Consider the following 23,902-nt stretch of genomic DNA (forward strand, 5'->3'; position numbering starts at 1 on the left):
GGCCCGCGCCGCGCGCGGGACCGGCCGCGCGCGGTCAGTCCTTGCTGAAATAGTCGCCGCCCTGGTAGGCGCCGGTCCGCTCCTTCTCGAGCTGCATGAGCACGTCGTTGAGGAGCGTCGACGCGCCGAAGCGGAAGAGGTCGCTCGTGAGCCAGGCGTCGCCGAGGGTCTCCTTGACCATCACGAGGTAGTGGAGCGCCTGCTTCGCCGTCCGGATGCCGCCGGCCGGCTTCATCCCGATGCGCCGGCCGGTCGCGTGCGCGTGATCGCGGATCGCCTCCAGCATCACAAGCGTCACCGGGGGCGTCGCCGCCGGGGTGACCTTCCCTGTCGACGTCTTGATGAAGTCGGCGCCGGCGAGGATCGCGATGCGGCTCGCCTTGCGGACGCGGTCGTAGCTCCCGAGCTCGCCGGTCTCCAGGATCACCTTGAGGTGCGCGTGCCCGCACGCCTCCTTTGTCGCGGCGATCTCGTCGTACACGGCGCGGTACTCGCCGGCGAGCATCGCGCCGCGGTCGATCACCATGTCGATCTCGTCGGCGCCGAGCTCGACCGCCTGGCGCACGTCGGCGAGCTTGACCTCGAGCGTGGACAGCCCGCTCGGGAAGGCGGTCGCCACACTCGCCACCTTGACGGTCGAGCCCTCGACCGCTCGCTTCGCGACCGGCACGAGCTTCGGATAAACGCACACCGCCGCACACGGAGGGATGTCCGCGCGCTCGTGGGGGCGAAGCGCCTTCTGACAGAGCTGTTGGACTTTTCCCGGGGAATCTTTTCCCTCGAGGGTGGTGAGGTCCATCATGGAGATCGCGAGCTTGAGGCCTGCGATCTTGGCCGGGCCCTTGATGCTTCGTTTGCCGAGCCCGGCTGCGCGCTCTTCGACCATGACCTTATCCACGGTGGGCGAAGAGAAATCGGGGTAGGTGATTCCCCTGCCCTGGCCCACCGCGCCGGGGGTGGCGCCGCTGCCGTTTCCGAAGGTCGCCATCGGTCTCGTCTCCAGGCGGCGCAAGGTATCAGAAGCGTCGGATCGATCCTACCGAGTGCGTGCTAACGTGGCGCCCTGATGAAGAGACGCTTCCCGACTGCCCTCGTTTTTGTCGTTGTTGCTGTCGTCTTTGCCTTTGTCTCGCTGCTCGCGTGTGGCGCGGCCCAGCGACCCGACGGTGGACAGGGGCTACTTCCGGTCGGCGCGCCGGCGCCCGACGTGTTCGCCGCCGACCAGCACGGCGCGATCCAGCGGCTGTCCGACCAGCGGGGTCGGGCCGTCGTCGTGTACTTCTATCCGAAGGACGGGACGCCGGGCTGCACGGAGGAGGCGTGCGCGTTCCGCGACGCGTGGGATCGCTTCAAGCAGGCGAACGTGCAGATCCTCGGCGTCTCCGCCGACACGCGCGAGTCGCACGAGGCGTTCGCGACCGAGCACAGGCTGCCGTTCCCCATCCTCGTCGACACCGATCACACGTGGTCCAACGCGTTCGGCGTGCCGATGCGGCTCGGGACGGTGGCGCGCGTGACCTTCCTGATCGATCCCGACGGCAAGGTCGCGAAGGTCTACCCGGACGTCGATCCCGGCGTGCACGCGGACGAGGTGCTGAAGGACGCCGCGCAGCTCACGGGCGCCGCGCTCCCGGTGGCGCCTGCGGCGCCTGCGGCGCCGGCGAGCGCCGCGCCGACCGGGCCCGACACGGCGGCGCCGGGTGGTGCGGCCGCGCCGGGTGCTGCGGGCGCGGCGCCTGCGGGCGCGGCGGCGCCGGGCGCGGCGGTGCCGGTGGCGACGGGGGTGGTGCTGCCCCCGGCGGCTCCTGCGGCCCCGCCCGCGAGGAGGTGACGGTGCCGGGCGCGCGGAGCACGCGGAGCGCGCGGGGGGTTGACGGGAGCACCGGCACGCGAGAGCACGCGCGTGGTGCGTAGGACGTCGGACCCCTGGAAGGCCAACGGGCTGGAGCTGTGCGTCCATCGCTTCCGCGACGACGGCGCGCGGCCGACCGGCCTCACGTTGCTGCTGCTCCACGGCTTCCTCGACGCCGGCAGCACGTGGGACCTCGTGGCGGAGCCGCTCGCGCGGGCAGGGCACGACGTTGTCGCGCCCGACCTGCGCGGCTTCGGCCGGAGCGCCCGCGTGGCCGCGGGCAGCTACTACTACTTCCCCGACTACATCGCCGACGTCGCGGCGCTCGTCGACGCGCTCGCGCCGGCGCGGCTCGGCGTGGTGGGCCACTCGATGGGCGGCGCGGTCGCGGTGTACTACGCGGGCGCGTGCCCCGATCGCGTCGAGCGCCTGGCGCTGCTCGAGGGCATGGGGCCGCCGTCGCACGGGCCCGAGGTCGCCGTCGCGCGCATGGAGGCGTGGCTGCGCGCGATGAAGGGGCTCGAGCGGACGCCGCGGAGGCTCGCGTCGATGCAGGACGCGATCGCGCGGCTCGTGGCGCACCACCCGCGCGTGCCGCGCGACGTGCTGGCGACGCGCGCGCCGCTGCTCACGCGCGAGGAGCCGGGCGGCGGGCTCGCGTGGGCGTACGATCCGATGCACCGCACGACGTCGCCGCTGGCGTTCCAGGCGGAGGCGTTCGCGGCGTTCCTGGAGCGCATCGCGTGCCCGACGCTTGTCGTGAGCGGCGGGCCCACCGGATGGCATCCCCCGGATGAGGCGGCGCGGGTGGCGAAGCTCGCGCGCGCGGAGCACGTCGAGCTGCCCGACGCCGGTCACATGATGCACTGGTCGGCGGCGAGCGAGCTGGCGGAGCGGCTGGACGAGTTCTTCGCCGGCGGGGATGCCGGCGACGCGGCGGGCCAGGGGAGCGGGGAATCACAGAAGGCAGCGGAGGCAGCGGCAGGCGCCGGGCTGGCCGGGGGCGCGAATAAAAGAGCTTGACTCGGCGGGGCGAGTGGGTAATCTGCGCGCCTCCTCAACGAGAGGCGTGCCACCTTAGCTCAGTGGTAGAGCAACGGTTTCGTAAACCGTAGGTCTCGAGTTCAAGTCTCGAAGGTGGCTCAAAGGAACAGATTGCCGGCGTGTTCGCTCGCCTGTGGGTGAGCAGGAGACACGCTGGCGTCTAGCGGGACGCGCGGTACGCGGTGAGCGGGCAGCGCTTTCGCTCGCGAAGCGGGAGCTTCGGTTGAGGAAACCGCTGCTCTGCTGAGCTGCGCTCTGGAGCGCCGCCGCTGCTGGTCGTGCGGCTGCAGCCGCCTTACGTTGCCCCATGTCGAGCGCCGCCCCTGGACGCCGCCTTGCGACGGTGGAGGACCTCCTCGCCCTTCCCGAGGCGGAGCGCTTCCATGAGCTCGTCGATGGCGAGCTCGTCCAGAAGGCGATGCCGAGCCCCCGCCACGGCGCGGCGCAGGCCGAGCTCACCGCGGAGATCGCCGGGGCTTACGGACCGCGCGCCCGGGGGCGCGGGCCGGGGGGCTGGGTCTTCGCGACCGAGGTCGAGATCTTCTTCGAGGAGCCGCAGGTCTATCGCCCCGAGGTGTCCGGATGGCGGCGCGAGCGGCTCCCTCGGCTGCCGGACCAGAGTCCCATCGCGCTCCGGCCGGACTGGGTCTGCGAGATCCTCTCGCCCTCGAACAAGCAGAACGACCTGTTCAAGAAGCTGCGCACGTACCAGCGATGCCAGGTGCCTCATTACTGGATCCTCGATCCGGAGGTCGAGGTGCTCGCGGTTTATCGCTGGACGGCGGAGGGCTACCTCCTCGTGCTGACGGCGGAAGGCCACGAGAGCATCCGGGCCGAGCCGTTCGATGCGGTCGAGTTCTCGGTGCACAGCCTGTTCGCAGGAGAGGAGGGCGAGTGAGGGGCGTAATCATCTGACATCGCCTGTCCCAGCGTCGCCCAGAGCTCTCTCTGTTTCTCGTAGGTGGGCGGGCGGAGAGCACGGTGGGAGGCGTCTGTACGAGCGCACGGCATGGGAGCGTGCTGCACTGGCCCGCGAAGCCGCAAATGGACCCTGGCGGCGATTATCTCCTTACGAGCGCAACGACAAGAACGGCAAGAACCACCACAAGACCGAGCACCAGCACCACGACAAGCCCCCAGCTCCTCCGAGAGGACGCCGCGCTCTTCGCCATCACGCCAGCGCCAACCTTCGCCTGCTCCCAGGGTTCTGTCCTCGCCAACCGCTCTCTGGGTGCCATTCCCGCCATGGCAGCGGCCGCCCCTCGCCACTTCTCCGTGCTCGCCAGCGTGCCCTCCCCCGGCCGAGCTGCCACCGCCCCGTCCCACGTCTCCGTGCTCGTCCCCAGCACGCCCGCCGCCGCTGCCCCCGCGCCCTGCCCCTCGGCCTCGACCCCCGCTCCCCCGCCCTCCATCTGGAGCGCCGGCACAGGCAACCGCTCCCCGGCCGCTTCGCCTCCGGTCCCGGTCTCCTTCCCCGCGCTCGCCCCACCCAGCCCCCACGCCGGCTCCACCCGGAACCGCTGCGCCATCGCCAGCCTGCGCCGCGCGTCCGCCCCCGCCGCCGCGCCGCCCTCCGCCGCTTCCCCCACCGGCAGCCCCGCCACCAGCTGCACCGCCTTCGCCGCATCCTCCCCCTCTCCCCGCGGCGTCCCCCCGCGCTCGCGGATCGCCCGCTCGCGCGCCGCATCCCCCGCCTCGCTCAGGAGCTGCCGCCCGCTCGCGTCCTCCAGCGCGCTCTCCGCCGGCAGCGCCGTCCGCGCCACCTCGCGCAGCGCCGCCGCGAGCTCCGCGGCCCGCGCAAACCGCTCCTCCGGCCGCTTCGCGAGGCACCTGGCCACCGCCCGCCACAGCGCCTCCGGGCACCCCGGCAGCACCTCCGGCAAGGGCGTCGCCGAGAGGTGCACGTGCGCCGCCAGGATCTCGGTCTCCCCGATCCCCGACGCCCCGTCGAGCACCGCATACGGGTGCGCCCCCGCCAGCATCTCGTACGTCACCACGCCGAGCGCATACAGATCCGCGCGCCCGTCCACGGCGCGCCCGGCGATCTGCTCCGGCGCCATGTAGCGCAGCGTCCCCACCACGCTCCCCTGCCCCGTCAGCCCCGGGCCGCGCGCGTCCTTCGCCACGCCGAAGTCGAGCAGCCGCGCGCGCACGCCGCCGCTCACCAGGATGTTCTCGGGCTTCACGTCGCGGTGCACGAGCTCGGCCTCGTGCGCCGTCGAGAGCGCGTCCGCGATCTGGATCGCGTAGTGGAGCGCGCGCACCACGTCGAGCCGCGCGCCGCCGGCGAGCATCTCGCGCAGCGGGACGCCAAATACGCGCTCCATCACCATGAAGAGCCGCCCGTCCGCCGTCGCGCCGGCGTCGTACAGCCGCACGAGGTTCGGGTGCGCGACCCGCGCGACGAGCTTCGTCTCCCGCAGAAAGCGCGCCGCGTAGCGCGCCTCCCCCGCGAGCGCGCGGTGGACGATCTTGATCGCCACCGGCCGCTCCAGCGCCGTGTCGAGCGCGGCCCAGACCTCGCCCATCCCCCCGCGCCCGAGGAGGCGGTCGATCAGGAAGCGCCCCTGGAACAGCGCCCCGGGGCCCGGCAGATCATCGACGCTCGTCACCTCGCGACACCCCACCTCCCAGCACGCCACGCCGCAACGCGCCGGCCTTCCTCGCTCTCTACCCTTGTTGACCCTCCCGGGGAAAGGTAGCTTCGAGGGGCGCCATCGCGCGCCCGGCGCACGCAGCGCCGGCGAGCAGCGCGCCCCCTTCGCCTCATGTCGAGCACGCGCCCCGAACCCGATGACGGCGATCCGATCCTCGAGGCCCGCGTCGCGCACGCCGTCGCGCCGTACGCCGACCTCCTGCCCGCGGAGGATCTCGAGGCGCTGCGCGCGCTGACGGCGCGGTTCCTCGCGACGCACCCCGTCGCCGCCCCGCTCGTCGACCGGCTCCGCCCGCGCGCGCCGCCCGCGTCGAGCGGCGAGGTCGACCGGCGCGATCCCGCGGCGCTGGCCGAGGCGGCGCGGCGGCTCGCCGCGAAGGCGAGCGCTGCCCGGGGGCGCCCTCGCGGGGGCGGTCGATGAAGGGCGGCGATCGAACGCTGCGGGCCCTGAGCCCCGACCAGCAGGCGCTCGTCGCGCAGGCCGTGCCGCTCGCCGAGCGGCTCTGCGACCACTTCCTCCGGCGCACGCGGGCGCACTACGTGGCCGACGATCTCCGCTCGGCCGCGTTCCAGGCGCTCCACGAGGCCGCGCTCGGTTACGACCCCGCCCGCGGCGTCCCCTTCCCGGCCTACGCGTGGCGGCGCGTCGACGGCGCGCTCTCGGACACCCTGCGGCAGGAGTCGAAGCACTGGCGCGCCGCCCGCGACGACGGGTACGACGCCGCCGAGGCGGTGCAGGACACGAGCGACCTCCTCGCCGACGGCGACGCCGAGACGACCGCGCAGGTCGATGGGATGGGCGACGAGGTCGCCGCCGCCGCGGTGCTCGGCCTTGTGGGCCGCGCGCTGCGAGCGCCGGGCGAGGAGGGCGAGCGGCTCCGCGCCACGTACGGCCGCGCGATCCGGGCGGTGGAGGCCGCGCTGTCGCGGCTCCTGGACGAGGAGCGGCGCGTCCTCGTGCTCCACCACGTCGAGGAGCGGACCTGGCAGGCGATCGGCGCGGCGCTCGGCTGCTCGGAGCGGACCGCGAAGCGACGCGGGGCGGAGGCCCGGAAGCGGCTCGCCGCCGCCCTGCGGGTGGAGCGGGAATGCGCGCGGGACGGCGCGAGCGCGCCGGAACCGGCGGGGCTCTCCGGCGCGAGATCCGGATGAGCTCCGGAGCTCCGGAGCTCCCGGGGCGGCTCGATGGCGGCCCGATGGCGGCTCGATGGGGCCCGCTCCTGCTACGCTGGAGCGATCGGGGAGGCCATGGCGGACCAGCGCCCGCTCGAGCGCGTCACCGCCCAGCCGGATGAAGCCCCGAGCCGGTGCTCGGAGCGCGCAGGGCGGCGCACGCGCTCCGGCTCAGGTGGGGCTCTCGGTCACGAGCTCCGGGACGGCCGTCACCGCCGGCGCCTCCCCACCGGCGCTCCCGCCGCCGCCCCCCTCCCCGGCTCCGTCCGCCTCACCCGCCTTCGGCGCCTCTTTCCTCGAGCGGCCCCCGTTCGGCCGGCCCACAGCGAACAGCGACGGGAACCGCGCCTGCACACGCGCGTTCTTCCGCCACAGCCACAGCCCTGCCGCCCGCACCTCGTCGTAGCGCCGGCAGAGCAGCGTCCAGACCCGCACGTACAGGTCGAAGGCCTCCCGCGCCTTCGGCGTCATCGCCGTCGAGAGCCCCTGGATCATCACCCCCGCCAGCTCCCGCGCGCGCGCCGCGTCGCCCGCCCGGTACAGCTTCCGGTCCGCCTTCACCACGTCGGCGCGCAGCTCGTAGATCCGCGCGTAGCCGAGCAGATCGTTCGCGAGATCCCGGTGCCCGGTGCCCGGCCGCAGACGGTCGAGCTCCGGCTTGATCGCCGGGTCGTCCGACAGGTGGTACTCGCACAGCGCCTGCATGCGCCCCTCGACCTCCATCGCCTCGGTCACGAGCTCCGCCGGCAGCCGCGCGTCCGTCGTGAGCGCGCCGGCGGCGCGGGCCTCCGCGAGCGCGTGGAGCGCGGCGAAGCACGCGAGCTCCAGCTCGTCGACCTGCGTGATGTCGAACTCCTCCCGGGGCAGCCGCGCGAAGCGCGCGCGCACGTCGGGCGAGGACACGAATCCGACGACGCCGAGGGCCGCATACGTGGCGGCCTCGACATCCATCCTCACGGTCACGAGCTCGGCCTCGGCGAGGCGCTCGAGCTCCGGGGCAAGCGCCGCGATCGCCTTCTTGCCGGCCGCGGGATCGTAGATGGGCGGAGCGTACGACGGCTCTCCAGAGGCCGCGGCGATCACGGAGCACTTCGTCGACTTGGTCACAGCAGGCATATCTCTTCTCCTGAAGTCTCCTCGAAAAGGGAGGCTGTGGGTTGCGTTCGACCCGAACCATCGCCACCCCGCGCAGGCAGCGCGAGCGAACGATGGACAAGGGCCACCGGGACCGAGCGCGTCGCGCGAAGGGGATCCATCGCCCGGCGTCCTGCCGTCCCGTCGAGGAAATGAATCGGGAGCGCGACCCCGATCGGGTCACGGAAATCGACAAGAGCCTGTCGCTTTCTTTGTGACCTGTCCGGCACGCGCCCTGCGGGATCCGGGGATCCGTCGACGCGAGAAAATGACGCCGGGAGGGCTGTCGAGAGGCTCCGGCCAGAGTTTCAACTCTCCCGACGGCTCTCGACAGCCTCCGGTCAGAGTTTCAACTCTCCCGGCGGCTCTCGACAGCCTCCGGCCAGAGTTTCAACTCTCCCCGGAGCCTCCAGACAGCCTCCGGTCAGAGTTTCAACTCTCCGCGGCGCCCTGCATCGTCAGCACGAGCTTGCCCACCGTGCTGCCCGACTCGATCGCGCGGTGCGCGTCCGCGACCCGCTCCAGCGGGAACGTCGTCACCGGCGGCGCCGAGAGGCGCCCCTCGTCCACCCAGCCCACGAGCCGGTCCATCGCCTCGCGCAGCATTTCCGTCTTGTTGAACAGGTACGAGAGGTTGAAGGCCAGCACGCTCTTGTTGTCGTTGCAGAGATCGAGCGGGTTGAAGCGGGGCATGCGGAGGAAGTCGAGCGCGAGCTTCGGGTAGCTCGGGCGGCCGCCCTGCCGCGGGAGCATCGTGTGGAAGCCGTACACGACGAGCTTCCCCGCAGGCGCCAGGTGCCGGTAGCTCTGCCGCAGCGTCTCGACCCCGTTCGCGTCGAGGACCACGTCGTAGCCCTCGGGCGCGAGCCGCTCCGCCGCCGCCCAGAGCGGCTCGCTGCTCTTGTCGATCACCGCGTCGGCGCCGAGGCGCCTCGCCGTCTCGACCTTGTGCGCCGCGCCCACCACGCCGATCACCCGACAGCCGGCGATCTTGCCGAGCTGCACAAGCGCGCTGCCGACGCCGCCGGCGGCCGAATGCACCAGAAGGGCCATGCCCGGTCGCAGCCGCAGGAGCTCGAAGAGCGCGTAATACGCCGTCATGAACACCGCCGGGAAGCCGGCCGCCTGCTCCAGCGTGAGCCGCGCCGGGAGCGGGAAGACCTGGTGGCGCGGGACGACGACGCGCGAGGCGTAGCCGCCAAAGCGGACCACGCCGAAGACGGGCGCCTCCGGGGCGAGGTCGGAGACGCCCTCGCCGAGCGCGGCGACCGTGCCGGAGAGCTCGAAGCCGGGCGTGATGGGCCAGCCGACGTACTTCTTCGCCGACTCGTAGAGGCCCATGCGGACGACGCAATCCGCGTAGTTGACGCCCGCCGCCTGCACGTCGACGAGCACCTCGCCGCGCCCGGGGACCGGGTCGGGGTGCTCCTCGACGCGGAGCTTGTCGTGGCTGCCGGGCTCGTGGACGACGATCTTGCGCATGGGTACCTGCTGGGCTGTCGTGGCCTCACCACAGAACCACGGTTCGAGATGGCGACGGAGACGGCGGCTGTCGTAGTACACCGATCGGAATAGGAAAGAAAACGCGCTCCGGAGGCGCTCCGGACGCGCCCGAGACGCGCCCGAGACGCGCCCCGGAGCAGCCTGTCCCGCTCTCCCGGTTCGGCTTGACAGGGAAGGGCACCTGGCTCTCCTGGCCGATGGCCACGTCGCGTGCGCCCGCCCAGGCGAACCCTTGAGCCACATGCTCCTCGCTTCCTTCCACGAGCCGCTCGAGCTGCGCTCGGTGCTCGGCATGACCGACCCGCGCGACAGCCTCGTCGTACGACCACAAGAACGCCGCGTCGGAGGCGTGCTCCTCGAAGATGTCTGCCTCGATCGTCGAGATCAATTGATCTGCACCGAGCCGCCCTGGATCCGGTTCACCCCGGAGGACCTCGTGAGCAAATAGGCGCCACGAATCAGGATCTTGCCAGCCCGCGTCAGCGTGATGCTGGCCTTCCCGCACTGGAGCACGATCTCCTTCTCCGCGGTGAGCACCAGCCGCTCGCCATCCGCCGTCGCCGTCGAGTCAGCGCGCTTCACGCTCGCGCCCTCCCCCGCCACGTGCATCCGCCCCATCACCACCGGCCTGTCGCGCCGCCCCCCCTCGAACAGGAGCGCGACCTCCCGCCCCGCGTCCTCCGGCCCTAGCGCCGTCATCGACCGCGCAGGAATACCCCCGCGCGCGCCGTCCCCCAGGACAGCCGCCTCGACGAGCGGATCGCCGTCGTGCCCGAATCCCACGATCCGACCCACAACGACCCCCTCGATCGGACCGGCCTTCGCCGCCTCCGCCGCGACGCGCTCCTCGTGTGCCGCCACCACCAGCTCGATCAGCCCCTCCGCGCCCTCGATCGCGCCCGCCTCTCCCTCCGCGCCGTCCACGCCCTCCCCGCCGGCAACCGCCGACTCGCCTTCCCCCTCCTCGATCAGAATCACCTCGCCGCCCAGCTCCGCCGCCGGCGCACGCCCATCGTCCCTCATCGCCCTGCTCCTCTGGTCCCGCTCGCCCCCGAAACGCCCGTATCCCCCCTCCCGCGTCAGTTCACCCCCACATTGCTCCCCTCGACTTCACGCTCCCCGAAGCCTCGACGTTCACCGACCCCTCGCTCTTCACGTCGAGCTTCTTCCCCTCGACCCGGACCGGCCCCTCGCCCTTCACCGTGATCTTCTTCCCCTGCACGGTCACGTTCCCGTTCTTCTCGATCGTGATCGTGGCGTCCCCGCACTGGATCGCGAGCTTCTCGCCGATGATCATCGTCTTCTTCTCCTTCACCTCCTCCTTCGCGCTCTTCCCGATGGTCACCGTCATGTCCTTGCCCACCGTCAACGTGTAGCCCTCGTCCACGCTCGTGGACTTGCCCTTGGAGACGCTCTCCGAGCTCGATCCCCCCACGGACTCGCTCGCGACGTCACCTTCCCCGACCGCACCCGCTCGGTGTACCGGAAACGGGAGACGTGCTCGCCCTGGACCAGGGCGCCGAGCTGCGGCCGGAACACGAGGGTGCTCTCCCCCGCGATCGACGCGTGCGCAGAGGGGCTGTCGGCAAACACGAGCACGTGGCCGCCCTCGTCGTGCTCGAAGTAATAAGAGATGCCCTCCTCCTCCATCAGCCGCGACAGGAAGGCGAAATCGCTCTCCCGGTACTGCACGCAGTACTCCCGCGCGCGGTAAACCCCGCTCAGCAAGGAGCGGTAACCATTGCTCGGGATCCCGGCCGCGCGCAGCTCCTTCTCGATGATCTCCGGGGTGGAGAGCGCCTGGAAGATCCGGCTGTTCCGGCGGTGCTTGAGGCGCGCGACGTCGGGCACGACCGTGGCGTGGTAGGCCGTGAGCCGCTTGCCCTCCTCGTCCTGCTCGAAGCTCGCGACCACGCCGTGGAGGAACCGGGGCTGCTCGCCGACCTGCCAGGTGAGCAGCGCCGTCTTGCCCACGACGTCCGTGAGGGTGATGTCCTTCTCCGACGAGGCGACGGGGACATCGAAGTGGAAGAGCTCGGAGATGCCCTCGCGCCCCTCGAACCGCGTCACACGGAGCTCGTGCTCCAGTCCGTCGACCTGAAACGGCAGCTCCGCATGGCCGGTCGCCACGACGCCGCACGAATCGAGGTACGGCGCGAGATCGCCCGCGGCCTGGAGCCACTGGCCGGAGGGATCGCGCTGCTCCTCCGGCGCGATGGGGTCCGGCGCGACGACCGACATGCGCCCCTCGGGGACGAGCGCAAACGTCGCCTTCACGACGACCGTGACATGCAGCCGGCCGCGCTGGAGCCAGGTGACCGTCGCGGCGACGGCCGGACCGAGGGGGGTAACCGCGACGTGCTGCGTGGATGGAATCATCGAAGCCGGGACATCATGCCTCACGGCCATCCCGGCATCTAGCAGGTCCGGCGGGAGGCGCTCGAGGCGGGACGCTTGCCTTGTCCGCGAGCTCGTGCGCGCCTCGCCTGATCGGGATTGAAAAAGGAGGGACAATTGTCCTCGCCATCAAGGATGGCGAAGGCGGCGAGCGCAGCGGCGAGGCGAGCTACCTGGCCGACGACCTCCGCTCCGCCGCGCTCCACGCGCTCCACAAGGCCGCGCTCGGCTGCTCGGAGCGCACCGCGAAGCGGCGCGGGGCGAGCCTAAGGAAGCGATCTGCGTGCGATTTCTGGTGGATGAGTGCACCGGGCCGCGCGTGGCACGCTGGCTGCACGACCAGCAGCATGATGTCGTCCCAATCTACGAGGATGCCCGCGGGCTCGATGATGCCGACGTGCTTGCGATGGCCGTCCGCGAGGATCGGATCCCATGAGAATTCTGGCCGTATCATCGGAATGCGCAACAAACTCTGCACGATCGCTCCACGTTGTTCCCTGTGTCGCTGAACCTCTCCGGCGCGTGATAGGGACAGGCTGTGCGTCCGACCCCCGTGGGCTCGTTCGCACGCAGATGCCCCCTGCTTCTCCCGTCCGCCAGCGAATCTCACACGCAAGGAGCCGGCTGCATGAGCACCAAGAAGCCTCGGAAGCCCCCGCCTAAGACCGGCAAGGCGCTCTCGGACCGTGGCAGCGCTGCGGCAAAGACCGCCGCGCGCGCTCGCCGGCCCGCGACGAGCGACCGTCCGGAGCCGCTCCCGCCCGACGCCGAGAGCTGGCCGCTCGTTCGCGCGGTTGCGCCGGTCCCGGACATCTGGCGCGCGACGGGCCTCGGCACGGCGGGCGTCGTGCGCCGCCGGCCGGACGGCCGGCTCGCCTGCGCATTCTTCACGATCCATCTCCTCGCTGGCGGCCTTCAGCTTGCGTTCGGCAAGCTCGACGGGACGCCACAAGAGACCGACGAGCTCGTCGACGGGATCCGCGGCCAGATCCCGCCGATGGCGGAGAGCCCGATCGAGCAGGCAGCGCTCCATGCCTGGGGCGCCTTCGCGCTGAGCGAGCTCGACGGCCCACCCTTCCCGCCCGAGATGCGCGAGCAGTACCTCGCCCTCATGCCGAGGCCGACAGGCTCGATGCGCGCGCTGCGCGACGCCCTCATCGGCCCCGGCGGCCCGACGCCCACGGACCTCATGGAGTTCATCGCCGCCCACCCGATGTCCCACGATGTGCCAGAGGACCAGGAGATCCTCATCCTCACGGAGATGACGTTCGATGTCTCATCCCCTCGGTCCGCCGCGGCCAGGCTCCGCTCCGCGGAGCCGACGTTCACCCGGCAGGACGACGGCGAGTTCGTCTGGACACGCCCCTATCCGAAGGGGCACTGGAGCCCGTTCGCGTCGCTCGGCGCTCGCCAGGTCCTCGGCTCCGTGCACATCGTCGGCGACGCGCTCGTCGCGGAGGCGAAGGCCCTGTCGATGGCGGCGAAGCTCGCGGCGACCCTGAAGGACCTGCTCGGCGATTCGATCCGACTCCGGAGCACGCGATGGACGGGCGCATCGGATCTCCTGCGCAAGCCGAGGTCGTCGAGGTCGTGAGCGCGTGCCCCGGGGATGCGCGGCCGGGCGGCCACACGCTCCGCCCCGGGTGTGCTAGACCGGCGCCCGAATGCGCATCGCGCTCGTCTATCCGCCGACCTGCGACCCCACGGCCCCGTACCTCGCGGTGCCGATGCTGACCGGCTTCCTCCGCGCGAACGGCGTGGAGGTGCTGCCCGTCGACGCGAACGTCGAGGCGTTCGACGCGCTCCTCACGCCGGAGCGCATGGCAGGGCTCCTCGATCGTCTCGAGGCGCGCCTCGGCGAGCTCGATCGACGCGCGGCGCTCCCGCACGCCGAGCAGCTCGAGTACCTGGCGCTCGCCCGCGCGCGCGGCGACGCGCACGCCGTCCCGGGCGCGGTCGACGCCGCCAAGGCCACGCTCCGCTCCGCCGACGGCTTCTACGACCCGGAGGCCTACGCGCGCGCGGTCTCGACGATCGAGGCGGCGCTCGGCGTCGTCTCCGCCACGCACCACCCGCTCAAGCTCGACTTCACGGCGTACCGGACGCCGTTCGGCCTGATGTCGATGGACGAGATCGCCCGGTCGAGCCGCCCGGAGCACGATCCGTTCGACGCCTGGGTGCAGCAGACGCTCGTGCCCCGGCTCCGCGACGCGCGCGCCGACATCGTCGGACTCTCGGTGTGCTTCCCGGGCCAGCTCCAGCCCGCATACGCGTTCGCGCGCAAGATCAAGGAGGCGTTGCCCGGCGTGCACGTCACGTGCGGCGGCCCCGGCGTCACGCAGCTGCTCCTCCGGCTGTCGGGCGAGCGGCTCGCGCGCGCGCTCGGCCCGTTCGACTCGGCGTGCCTCTTCGAGGGCGAGCACACCCTGCTCGCGCTCGCGCGCGCGCTCGACGAGGGCCGGCCCCTGCGCGACGTGCCGAACGTGGTGGTGCGCGACCGGCTGATGGGCGCGCGCTTCACGTCCGGCCACGGCATGGAAGACCTCCGCGCCCTCCCGCCGCCCGACTTCGACGGGCTCCCGCTCGGCGCCTACCTCGCGCCGGCCCTCGTGCTCCCCTACGACCCCACGCGGGGCTGCTACTGGGGCAAATGCACCTTCTGCCATTACGGCCTCGCGGAGGTCGGTACCGCCGCGTACCGAGAGCGCGCCGTGGAGACCATCGTGGCGCACCTCTCGGCGCTCGCCGAGCGGTACGGCACGCGCCACTTCTACCTGTCGCAGGACTCTGTCGCGCCGAAGACGCTCGTGAAGATGGCGCAGGCGATCCTCGACGCCGGCCTCGACGTGCGGTGGGCGACCGACCTCAAGCCGGAGAAGTACCTGACCCAGGAGCGCGCGGACCTGCTGCGCCGCGCCGGCGCCGTCGCGTGCGCGCTCGGCGTCGAGTCCGCGTCGCCGCGCGTCCTCGGCCTCATCGACAAGGGCGCGCCCGTCGAGGTCGTCTCCGACGTGATCGACCACCTCGCGTCCGCGGGCGTGGCCGCCGAGGCGATGTGCTTCACGGAGTTCCCCACCGAGACGCACGCCGAGGCCGTCGAGACGCTCGACTTCCTGCGCGCGCGGCGGGAGGCGCTCGCGGTCTACATCGTCGGCGAGTTCGGGCTGACCCACGGCTCGCTCGTCGCGCAGACGCCGGAGCGCTTCGGGATCGACGAGGTGTTCGAGCTCGAGGGCGACGAGCTCGGGCTCGGCCTGTTCTTCGTCCCGCGCACGCCGTGGAAGACCGACGCCGAGCGGGCCGACGTCGACGAGCGGCTCGCCGACCTGTCGCGCGGCTGGACCCTGCGCACGTATCCGTGGGCCGGCGCCGTGTCGACGGCGCACACGATCCTCCAGTACGACCGCTTCGGGCCCGGCGTCTTCCGCGATCGGGCGGCGCGCCGCCCCGAGGACGGCGTGCCCGGCGCGACCGCCCTCGAGCGAGGGCTGCGCTTCGATCCGCGCGCGGCCGCGCTCGCGGAGGGGCGCGAGGCGGAGATCTGGGCGACCCTCGTCCACGAGGAGCGGCGCGTGGGGCGCGACGCCTACGAGGCGCTCGCGCGATCGCTGCCGCCGCTCCGGCCGAAGCCGGTGCGCGTCAGGTTCACCGCGGGCGCGGCGCCGACCGTGACGTCGGGGCGGCGGCCGTCGCACGCGACGAGCGCGGCGCGCTGAGCAATCCCTGAGGGGCCATCTCCGCCGCCCGCCATCCCGGGCGCGGCGGGGGCGCGATCGCGGCCGGCTGCGCGCCGCGCCTGTCCCACCAATCTTGCCCAGGCCGCCCCGGTCGAGCGTCAATGGTCTCGGACGGGGAGCATGACGCGTGGCACGAACCGCGAATCGCTCGCGCTCGGGCGCCGCGCGCACAAGCGCCACAGGGCCTGTGGACCCTCGGGATCACGTCCGGGAGCAGATCACATGAAACGATTGCAGGACAAAGTCGCGCTCATCACGGGCGGCAATGCAGGGATTGGCAAGGCCGCAGCGCTCCTGTTCGCCCAGGAGGGCGCCAGGGTGGTCGTCGCCGCTCGCCGGGAGGACGAGGGCGCACAGACGGTCGCGGAGATCATCGCCCAGGGAGGCGAAGCCATGTTCGTCCGGGCCGACGTATCGAGCTCGGCCGACTGCGCCGCCATGGTGACAGCCACCGTGAAGAGGTACGGCCGGCTCGATGTCGCGTTCAACAACGCGGGCGTCGTGCAGTACGGAAAGACGGTGATCGAGCTCGAGGAAGAGGAGTGGGATCGCGTGCTCGCCATCAACCTGAAGGGCGTCTTCCTGTCGATGAAGCACGAGATCCCCGAGATGCTCAAGACGGGCGGGGGAGCCATCGTCAACAACTCCTCGATCGGGGGCCTCGTCGTGATCCCGGGCATGTCCGCGTACCAGTCGTCGAAGCATGGCCTCATCGGGCTGACCAAGGTCGCGGCCCTCGAGTTCGCCGCGCGCAACGTGCGGGTGAACGCGATCTGCCCGGCGGGCACGGAGACGCCGATGATCGCCGGCTGGACGGCGGATCCGGAGCTGAAGCAGCGCCTCGTCGCGACCCACCCCATCGGTCGCCTGGCGGACCCGATCGAGCCGGCGCGGGCGGCCCTCTTCCTGGCGAGCGACGAGGCGTCGTTCATCACCGGGGTCGCCCTGCCCGTCGACGGCGGCAGTATCCTGCCCTGACGCGGTCGGTCCCGGGGGCCGGCGAGGCCACCTGGGGTGGCCTGCGGGCGCCCCTCGACGCCCGCAGCCGCTCCCCGCCTCTTAGACCGCCGCCGACCCGCCCCCGCCGGCCGCCTGCGCGCGCGCCCGCTTGCGGACCTGGATCTCCGGCGACTCGGCGACCGCCATCCCCACGAGGCGCATGCCCTCCAGGAAGTGCCGCGCCCCGGTCCGGACGAGCTCGTGGCTCGCCTCCCCGACCTCTGGATAGCCGCGCCCCTCCGCGTCGGGCTGCACCTTGCCCCAGTTCGCGAACAGCCGCCCCCACGGGCTCTCCAGCACGGGCGCCATCTTCTCCTTGGCGTAGCGCGGGTACCAGAACATGTCGTGGTACGTGACCGACGCGACGTAGGCCCACGGCGCGAGCCAGGTCTTGAGCGACCACTCCACCGGCTTCTTCAGGGGCCCCCAGTAGATGCGGTGCTGGTTGCGCGAGGCGAACGTCATCTCCTTGAAGGGTCCCTCGAAGTTCCACGGCTCGTTCGCCGCGTCCACGTCGCCCACGAGCTCGATGTCGCGCACGTCGCCCGTCCCGAGGCCGAGGTCGTGCGCGAGCCGCACGAACTTGAGGTCGCGCAGCGGGTCGAACCCCATCAGCTTCGCCGCCACCGCGTCGATCGCCACCTGATCCGACGACGCGAGCAGGACGTTCTTCACGTGCGGCACCATGCAGCGCGGCCCCGGGCCGTCGCCCGCGAAGGTGCCATCCATCACCGCGAAGACCCCGCGGTGGATCTTCTTCTGGATCATCAGCAGGTCCACGAGCGTCTCGTGGATCACCGGGTGCGTCCAGTGCCGGTGCTCGTTCAGCAGGCCGCCGAACGCGTTCTTCATCGCGCCCGTGGTCGTCGTGAAGATGTGGGTCTTCACCGTGGGCAGGTGGATGATGTTCTCCCCGATGAAGCGCTTCGGGATCGAGAACCCCTTCGGATACACGTCGTTCAGACAGAGGAACTTCTTCCGCAGATCCCCGACCGCGTCCCCGATCGGGATCCACGCCTCGCCCTCGTAGAGGTGGACGTTGCGCAGGCCGTGCGCCTGCACGACGTCGATCTGCTTGTTCTCGCGCTCGCCGAGGTGGGCGTCGATGACCACCGTACGGTTGTGGCACGCGTGGATCAGGTCCTTCGAGTACCCGTCCTGCGTCATCGCCCGGATGACGCCCTCCAGCTGCCAGGGCGTCGTGGATGAGCTCGGGTAGAAGAAGTGCCAGGAGATGTTCACCTTGAGCGCCGTGTCGGCGTCCCTGGCGATCACATCCTGATAACCGGCCAGGTTCATCAGCCGGTGGTAGTCCGAGAGCACCGTCGCAGGGGACGTGCGGATCACAGCAACCTTCGATTTCGGCATGGCCGGGTCCTTATATCCCGTCCCGAGTTGCCCGATCCGGGAAGTTGCGGGGGATCCGTGTGGAGCCTCCGTGCAGCGCGGCCATCCGCACAGGTCCACCCTGTCACGATCGGGGCATCCTGCCCCAGGGAAGAGGCCGCCGCGCGCGCCCCCGGACGGAAGCGACGACGCCGAGCTCGACGCCGCGCCGCCGCGCGGGCGCAGATGATTGGAGAACGCACCGGCCGCCGGCCTCTGCCGCCCTGTCGGCACGGGGGGTGCAATCAGGTGCAATCAGCTGCGAACAGACAGCTAACAGAATCACGTTGAGGTCGTCTCCCGCGAAGACAACGGATCGACCCCTGAGCCCCCCTTGGAGGACATCATGCTCGGCTGGACTGTCACCTTCTTCATCATTGCGATCATCGCTGCCGTCTTCGGGTTCGGCGGTATCGCCGCGAGCGCCGCGTCCATCGCGAAGATCCTGTTCGTCGCGTTCCTGGTGCTCGCCGTGATCTCGTTCGCGCTCGGGCGCCGCGTCCCGACGTGACCCAAGGAACAGGTGAAGCCATGAAGAACGCGTCGCAACAAGGGAACGGCGAGCCCGGGAGGCCCGGGGTGCCGCAGCCGAGGATGAGCCCTCCCGGCGAGCCGCCGGAAAATCCCGGCTCGCCCCCGGGTACGTCGCCGGATCGTGAGATCCAGCTCCCGGGGACCGAGCGGCCCGGCGAGGAGCCGGCGCCGGGGAAGCGCCAACCCGAGGTGCCGGCGCCCCCGCACACGCACGAGATCCCCGACCCGTCGCCCTACGAGGTCCCACGCCACGACTTCCCGCGCGCGCAGGGCGAGCAATAACAGGCCGGTGCGCCAGGGCCTGCGCGCCGCGAACTCGGGTGGTGGGGGCGTTTGCCCAGAGAGGTGTCACATGAAGGCAGGAAGGCGGGAAAATCATTGATGATTTTCTTCCCGCCTTCTCGCCTTCATGTTCAAATGACACCACCACCACCCGAACTCGGGGAGATCTGCATGAGGCCGTCGGGTCTGCCCGGATTCGTCGATCCGTCGGCCTCCCCGGAGCTGCGGTCCCGCTCTCTGTCCCTAGCTGATCCCCATGCCTGAAGATCCCGCCCACCCTCCCGCGCCCAGCACAGCCATCGCGCACGGGCGGGGCCGCTTCCGCCGGGCGCTCGCCCGCGCGGCCGGCGTGACGGCCAGCGTGATCGGCCTGGGAGGCGTCTTCGTCGCCGCGGCGGGGGTCGGCGCGGTCGTTCACCTGAACACCGCCTCGACGCGCAACCTGACAAGGCAGCTCGTCAACGACATCCTGCGCTCCAGCCTGCAGGGAGAGATCGAGATCGCGCGGATCGACCGTCTCGGCCTCTTCACCACCGACGTCTCCGCGGTGACGGTGCGCCACCCGAGCGGAGCGGAGCTCCTCCGCGTCAGCGGCGTCCACGCCGAGTTCAACGCGCTCTCGATCGTGCGAGAGCTCGTCCTCGGCGACGGCGATCTCGCCATCACGATCCCGCTCGTCCGGGTCGCCGACGCGGACGTCCTGCTCGAGCAGGACCCGCAAGGCGCGCTCACCCTCGCCGAGGCGTTCACGCCGAAGCCGTCCGAGGAGCCGCCCGCCGAGGGGGGCCGGCCGCTCCGCCTCGAGCTGTCGCGCGTCGTCCTCGATCACGCCGCGGTCCACGGCACGGTCGCCCCCGGGAGCCCCATCGACGCGACGATCGAGGACGTCGCCGGCGGCATCGTCGTCGCGGACCGGAGCCAGTACGCGCTCGAGCGCTTGCGCATCACCGAGCGGCGCCTCCTGCCGGTCCCTGTCGAGGTCACCCGCGTCTCCGGCAACGTGAGCGTCCCCGCGGACGCGCCGATGGAGCTCACCGCGAAGCTCGAGGGGAGCGTCGGGGCGATCCCGCTCACGGCCGAGGGGACCCTGAAGGACGAGCGCCTCTCGGCGCGGATCTCGTCGGCGCGCGTGACGCCCGAGGCGGCCCTCGCGATCCACCCCAGCGCGCCGCTGGCGCGGCCGCTCTCGGTCCTGGTCACGGCCGACGGGGAGCTCTCGGACCTCACCGTCACGGCGCGCGTCGCGGTCCTCGATCCGCTCGTCACCGACGACGCCGTGACCGGCGAGATCACCGCCCGCGCCCGGCTGAACGCCCTCGATCCGAGGCGCATCACGGCCGAGGTCCGGATCGCCGAGCTCGACCCGCGCACCTTCGCCGGGACGGCGCCGGCCGCGCGGGTGAGCGCGGAGGCCCGCGGGGAGATCCACCTCGACGCGGAGGGCGGGCCGCGCATCGTCGGCGAGGCGAAGACGGAGCCGTTCGTCGTCGTGGGGCAGCGCGTGCCGGCGCTCGATGCGCGCGCGACGTTCGAGCGCGGAGCGCTGCGCGCCGCCGCGACGATCCACGAGCCCGGCGCGCCCATCGAGGCCACCGTCGCCCTCTCCAGAGAGGGGGAGATCCAGTTCGAGGCGCAGAGCGAGATCCCGTCCCTCAGCGCGGTGCAGCACGTCCCGAGCGGCATCCACGGCAGCGCCGCGCTCCACGTCGAGGGCGCGCTCAAGAACGACGCGCTCGACGCGAGGGCGACCGTGCGCATCGCCGGGCTCCGCGTCGGGTCGGAGCTGCGGCTCGGGCGCGGCGAGCTCCGGGCCAGCGCCACGGGGCCCCTCGACAAGCTCGCGATCGAGGGCGCTTTCCGGGGCGCGGATCTCCGCGCGCAGCAATACGCGTTCAGCCGCGTCGCGGCGAGCGCCGCAGGGCCGGCCACCGCGCCGCGCGTCCGCGTGTCGCTGGCCAGCGCGGAGCGCCGGATCGCGGCCTCGGCCGACCTCGACATCGCGCGGAGCGAGGCGCGGCGGATCCGCGTGGAGGTGGCGCGCGGAGAGGACGAGATGACCGCGCAGGCGGCCCGCGTCGCGTGGGGCCGCGGGATCGCCCTCCGCGGGCTCGAGCTGCGCGGCGACGGCGTGGGCGAGCTCCAGGGGAACCTGTCGCTCGCCGGGAACGAGGTCGAGGGCGACCTCCGCGGCACCGCCATCCACCTCGAGCGCATCGCCGACATCGCCGGGGTGCCGCTCGGGGTCGGGGGCCTCGCGAACCTCGACGTGTCGATGCACGGCCGGGGGAAGCGGCGCGCCGGGCACGTGCAGGTCGAGCTCGAGGACGGCTCCATCCCGGGCGTGGCGCCGCGGCTGTCGATGAACATGACGGCGCGCGTCGACGGCGAGGCGCTGAAGGCCGACGGCCTGGTCCGGCTGATCGCGCCGCCCGAGCCGCCGCCGGCCCGATCGCGGGAGGCCGAGCGCCAGGGTGCGACGCCGGGCGAGCCGTCGGCCACGATCGGCGACCTGGCGAGGCGCCAGACGCCGCCGCCGCCGCCGGTGTGCCAGGGCGCGATCGCGCGCGTCCTTGTCGACGGGAGCGCGGCGCAGCTGCGCGGGCCGCTCCTCTCCGGGCGCACCTGGCAGACCGTCACCGGCGCGGCGCGCCTGGACGCCGACGCCTGGCAGCTCGGGTGCCTGGCCCAGGCCTCGCCGGTCCCGCTCGCCCTGAGCGAGCTCGCGGGCCGGCTGACCGCGCGCCTCGCGGTGGTGCGCGAGGCGGGAGAGCGGCTCCCGTCGGTGCGGAGCCTCCTGGTCCGCACCGAGGGCCTGCGCGCGGCGGGGCCGGTCGACGAGGAGACGGGCGCGCCGGCGTGGGTGTCGAGGAAGCTCGACGCGCGGCTCGCCGGCGATCTCGACGCGAAGACGGGCGACGCCCACGTCACGCTGTCGGTGTTCGACCGCCAGCTCGTGGCGGAGCTCTCGGCCGCCCTCGACGCCGATCTTCCGGCGCTCCTGGCCGATCCGGCCGCGGCGCTCCCGCGGATGCCGATCGCGGCGCACCTCCGCGTGCCGCGCCGCCGGCTCGACGATCTCGCCGAGCTGGCCGCCCTCGGAAAGAGGACCCCGGTGCTCTCCGGCGCCGCGGGGCTCGACGTGTACTTCGCGGGGACGATGGCCGAGCCCAGGCTCGTGGCCCGCGCGATGGCGGCGAACGTGGGCGGCGCGGGGGGCCCCTCGCCGCTCGGCAAGCTCCGGCTCGACACGCTGCTCGTGTACGACGGGCGCGACGCGGCGCTCGACGCCTATGCGTTCCGCGGCCCGCGCACCTACATGACGGCGACGGCGAAGCTCGGCGCGAACGCCGCCGCCCTCCTCGGCGGTGCCCGGGGCGGTCCGGTCCTCACCAGGGGCAGCCTCGAGGCGAAGATCGTGGACCTGCCGCTCGCCGAGGTCCCCGTCCTCGCCGACATGCAGATCAGCGGCCAGGCGCGCGGCGAGATCGCCGTGCGGGGCCTGTTCGAGCCCGCCCCCGAGGTCGTGGCGCGCCTCGAGCTCCCGGGCCTCACGCTCGGCCCCGACGTGGCGTACGAGACCGCCGAGGTCTCGTTCAACATCGCGCCGCCGGGCGACGCCGGGCGCACCGCGGCGGTGGCCAACGTGCGGCTGGTGGGGCGCGACGGCGGCCGGCTCGAGGCCAAGGCGGAGGCGCCGGTCGTGTGGGAGGCGAACGCGATCCCGACGCTCACGGACGACCAGAACGCCGAGGTGTCGCTCGCGGTCGATCGCTTCCGCCTGGCGGCGCTGGAGCCGTTCCTCCAGGGCTCGGTGAACCGGCTCGACGGCACGCTCGACGGCGAGGTGCGGCTCGGGCTCGGCGCGCAGGCGGGCTTCTCCGGCCAGATGCGCCTCACCGGCGGCCTGATCCACGTGGCCACGATCGGCCAGCCGCTCGAGAACGCGTCGTTCCGCGTGACGGCGAGCCCCTCCGGCGAGCTGCGCATCGACGACATCCGCGCCGAGGCCGGCAGCGGCCAGGTCCGCGGCAAGGCGACCCTCCAGATGGAGGGGTTCACGTTCCGGAGCGCCCGCGCCGAGCTGGAGATCCCGGAGGGCCGGGATCTCCCGATCGCGCTGGAGGGCGTCCCCATGGGCGACGTGCGCGGCAGGGTGGTGCTCGCGGCGGAGAGCCGGGACGAGCAGGTCGCCGTGCGCGTGGATGTGCCCACGCTCCACGTCACGCTGCCGCCCACGATCGGGCGGAGCGTGCAGCCGCTCGACGAGAACGAGGACATCACCACGTCGGCGCCGCTCAGCCGGGAAGAGTACGAGACGCGGCGGGCGCCGGCCGAGCCGACGGACCAGGCGAAGCGGAGCGCGGGCGGCACGCCGCTCGTCATGGATGTCCACCTCGGCAGGATCGGCATCGAGGGCGACATGGTGCAGGCCTCGCTGTCCGGCGATCCGGCGCACCCCCTCCGCATCCAGGTCGCGGAGGAGACCCGGATCGAGGGCAACGTGAACATCCTCTCGGGCAAGCTCGAGGTGATCGGCAAGGAGTTCGAGATCGAGCCGGGCCTCGTCGCGCTGCAGGGGGATCCCTCGAATCCGTACCTGAACGTGAAGGCGTTCCACGACACGCCGGAGGGGACCCGCATCTTCATCGATTATGTGGGGGAGCTCAACCCGATCACCGAGGAGAAGATCACCTTCCGTTCGGAGCCCCCGCGCCCGGAGAACGAGGTGATCGCCGAGCTCCTGCTCGGCAAGCAGTACGCGGAGGGGACGCTGGCGGGCGGCACGTCCACCGAGGCGCCTGGCGGCGGCGGCAACGCGGCCGGTGGGGTCGCGGCCGGCGTGGGCACGGGGCTCGCGTCCGCGCAGATCAACATGATCCTCCAGAGCATCGGTCCGCTCCGGAATTTCGAGACGAAGCTGGGCACGACCGAGGCGGGCGCGCTGAAGACCACCGTGGGCTACCAGCTCGGGGAGCAGGTGACCGCGAGCGCGAGCTACGAGGCGGGGACCACGGGGCAGGGGCAGGGGGCCGGTTCCCCGAGCAGCCCCGCCGCGGCCCGGGCCCGCACCGAGGTGAGCCTGGAGTGGCGGTTCCGCCGGGACTGGTCCGTGCGGGCCGGGATGGCGACGGGCGAGAGCCCGGGGACGACGCTCGACCTGCTCTGGAAGCACCGGTACTGAGCGCGCTCCGACGGCGGGGGGCG

Annotated in this window: 21 protein-coding genes and 1 tRNA gene; 13 read left to right on the forward strand and 9 right to left on the reverse strand. The window is 72.4% G+C overall.

The window, feature by feature from the left end; genetic code table 11:
* Window positions 1-34: 34 nt before the first annotated feature.
* Complete coding sequence (deoC, locus tag WMF28_RS25075; protein ID WP_437595825.1) at window positions 35-988, reverse strand: deoxyribose-phosphate aldolase; 954 nt, start codon at window positions 986-988, stop codon at window positions 35-37.
* A 78-nt stretch (window positions 989-1,066) separates the two neighbouring features.
* On the opposite strand from deoC, the gene WMF28_RS25080 reads away from it, so the two are divergent.
* The 4 genes from WMF28_RS25080 (at window position 1,067) to WMF28_RS25095 (ending at window position 3,794) form a co-directional block, all read left to right on the forward strand.
* On the forward strand, window positions 1,067-1,831 hold the full coding sequence (locus WMF28_RS25080) for a peroxiredoxin (protein WP_437595826.1): 765 nt from the start codon (window positions 1,067-1,069) through the stop codon (window positions 1,829-1,831).
* A 75-nt stretch (window positions 1,832-1,906) separates the two neighbouring features.
* Window positions 1,907-2,875 (forward strand): alpha/beta fold hydrolase, encoded by a 969-nt coding sequence (locus WMF28_RS25085; protein WP_437595827.1) that lies wholly within the window; start codon window positions 1,907-1,909, stop codon window positions 2,873-2,875.
* A gap of 48 nt (window positions 2,876-2,923) precedes the next feature.
* Window positions 2,924-2,995, forward strand: a tRNA-Thr gene (locus WMF28_RS25090).
* Window positions 2,996-3,203: 208 nt separating this feature from the next.
* Window positions 3,204-3,794, forward strand: coding sequence for a Uma2 family endonuclease (locus WMF28_RS25095; RefSeq protein WP_437595828.1), 591 nt, complete (start codon window positions 3,204-3,206; stop codon window positions 3,792-3,794).
* Between the two features lie 163 nt (window positions 3,795-3,957).
* Here the strand turns inward: WMF28_RS25095 and WMF28_RS25100 are convergent, their stop codons facing one another.
* Complete coding sequence (locus WMF28_RS25100; RefSeq protein ID WP_437595829.1) at window positions 3,958-5,508, reverse strand: serine/threonine-protein kinase; 1,551 nt, start codon at window positions 5,506-5,508, stop codon at window positions 3,958-3,960.
* Window positions 5,509-5,664: 156 nt separating this feature from the next.
* On the opposite strand from WMF28_RS25100, the gene WMF28_RS25105 reads away from it, so the two are divergent.
* Window positions 5,665-5,973, forward strand: a complete 309-nt coding sequence (locus WMF28_RS25105; RefSeq protein ID WP_437476568.1) for a hypothetical protein — start codon at window positions 5,665-5,667, stop codon at window positions 5,971-5,973.
* Window positions 5,970-6,704, forward strand: coding sequence for a sigma-70 family RNA polymerase sigma factor (locus WMF28_RS25110; protein ID WP_437595830.1), 735 nt, complete (start codon window positions 5,970-5,972; stop codon window positions 6,702-6,704). The genes WMF28_RS25105 and WMF28_RS25110 overlap by 4 nt, the downstream gene beginning before the upstream one ends.
* Before the next feature lie 192 nt (window positions 6,705-6,896).
* Here WMF28_RS25110 and WMF28_RS25115 read toward each other — a convergent pair whose 3' ends face one another.
* The 6 genes from WMF28_RS25115 to tssI all read right to left on the reverse strand — a co-directional run bounded on the left by WMF28_RS25115 (window position 6,897) and on the right by tssI (window position 11,741).
* Window positions 6,897-7,841 carry a hypothetical protein gene (locus tag WMF28_RS25115; RefSeq protein WP_437595831.1) on the reverse strand — a complete coding sequence of 315 codons (945 nt, stop codon included), beginning with the start codon at window positions 7,839-7,841 and terminating at the stop codon, window positions 6,897-6,899.
* A 450-nt stretch (window positions 7,842-8,291) separates the two neighbouring features.
* Window positions 8,292-9,341 carry a synaptic vesicle VAT-1 family membrane protein gene (locus tag WMF28_RS25120; protein ID WP_437595832.1) on the reverse strand — a complete coding sequence of 350 codons (1,050 nt, stop codon included), beginning with the start codon at window positions 9,339-9,341 and terminating at the stop codon, window positions 8,292-8,294.
* 25 nt (window positions 9,342-9,366) lie between these two features.
* A complete protein-coding gene (locus WMF28_RS25125; protein WP_437595833.1) occupies window positions 9,367-9,750 on the reverse strand; it encodes a hypothetical protein in 384 nt (127 codons plus the stop codon).
* Entirely contained in the window at window positions 9,747-10,385 is a 639-nt protein-coding gene (locus WMF28_RS25130) for a DUF6484 domain-containing protein (protein ID WP_437595834.1), read from the reverse strand. The genes WMF28_RS25125 and WMF28_RS25130 overlap by 4 nt, the downstream gene beginning before the upstream one ends.
* 61 nt (window positions 10,386-10,446) lie before the next feature.
* Entirely contained in the window at window positions 10,447-10,749 is a 303-nt protein-coding gene (locus tag WMF28_RS25135; protein WP_437595836.1) for a hypothetical protein, read from the reverse strand.
* Window positions 10,728-11,741 (reverse strand): type VI secretion system tip protein TssI/VgrG, encoded by a 1,014-nt coding sequence (gene tssI / locus WMF28_RS25140; RefSeq protein WP_437595837.1) that lies wholly within the window; start codon window positions 11,739-11,741, stop codon window positions 10,728-10,730. The genes WMF28_RS25135 and tssI overlap by 22 nt, the downstream gene beginning before the upstream one ends.
* 301 nt (window positions 11,742-12,042) lie before the next feature.
* Here tssI and WMF28_RS25145 point away from each other — a divergent pair, with 301 nt between their 5' ends.
* The 4 genes from WMF28_RS25145 (at window position 12,043) to WMF28_RS25160 (ending at window position 16,474) form a co-directional block, all read left to right on the forward strand.
* Window positions 12,043-12,195 (forward strand): DUF5615 family PIN-like protein, encoded by a 153-nt coding sequence (locus WMF28_RS25145; RefSeq protein ID WP_437595838.1) that lies wholly within the window; start codon window positions 12,043-12,045, stop codon window positions 12,193-12,195.
* 192 nt (window positions 12,196-12,387) lie between these two features.
* Complete coding sequence (locus WMF28_RS25150; RefSeq protein ID WP_437595839.1) at window positions 12,388-13,353, forward strand: hypothetical protein; 966 nt, start codon at window positions 12,388-12,390, stop codon at window positions 13,351-13,353.
* 70 nt (window positions 13,354-13,423) lie between these two features.
* Window positions 13,424-15,475 carry a B12-binding domain-containing radical SAM protein gene (locus tag WMF28_RS25155; RefSeq protein WP_437595840.1) on the forward strand — a complete coding sequence of 684 codons (2,052 nt, stop codon included), beginning with the start codon at window positions 13,424-13,426 and terminating at the stop codon, window positions 15,473-15,475.
* A 243-nt stretch (window positions 15,476-15,718) separates the two neighbouring features.
* Entirely contained in the window at window positions 15,719-16,474 is a 756-nt protein-coding gene (locus WMF28_RS25160; protein WP_437595841.1) for an SDR family NAD(P)-dependent oxidoreductase, read from the forward strand.
* An 81-nt stretch (window positions 16,475-16,555) separates the two neighbouring features.
* On the opposite strand, the gene WMF28_RS25165 is transcribed toward WMF28_RS25160, so the two are convergent.
* Window positions 16,556-17,863, reverse strand: a complete 1,308-nt coding sequence (locus tag WMF28_RS25165) for a DUF362 domain-containing protein (protein ID WP_437595842.1) — start codon at window positions 17,861-17,863, stop codon at window positions 16,556-16,558.
* A 364-nt stretch (window positions 17,864-18,227) separates the two neighbouring features.
* Between WMF28_RS25165 and WMF28_RS25170 the strand changes: the two genes are divergently transcribed.
* From WMF28_RS25170 to WMF28_RS25180, 3 genes are all read left to right on the forward strand, one after another.
* Window positions 18,228-18,392: a DUF1328 domain-containing protein gene (locus WMF28_RS25170; RefSeq protein WP_437595843.1), complete on the forward strand. Its 165-nt coding sequence runs from the start codon at window positions 18,228-18,230 to the stop codon at window positions 18,390-18,392.
* 20 nt (window positions 18,393-18,412) lie between these two features.
* A complete protein-coding gene (locus WMF28_RS25175; protein WP_437595844.1) occupies window positions 18,413-18,697 on the forward strand; it encodes a hypothetical protein in 285 nt (94 codons plus the stop codon).
* Window positions 18,698-18,953: 256 nt separating this feature from the next.
* Entirely contained in the window at window positions 18,954-23,879 is a 4,926-nt protein-coding gene (locus WMF28_RS25180; RefSeq protein WP_437595845.1) for a translocation/assembly module TamB domain-containing protein, read from the forward strand.
* Window positions 23,880-23,902: the final 23 nt, after the last annotated feature.

The organism is Sorangium sp. So ce590 (genome assembly GCF_051521365.1).
Classification (GTDB): Bacteria; Myxococcota_A; Polyangia; order Polyangiales; family Polyangiaceae; genus Sorangium.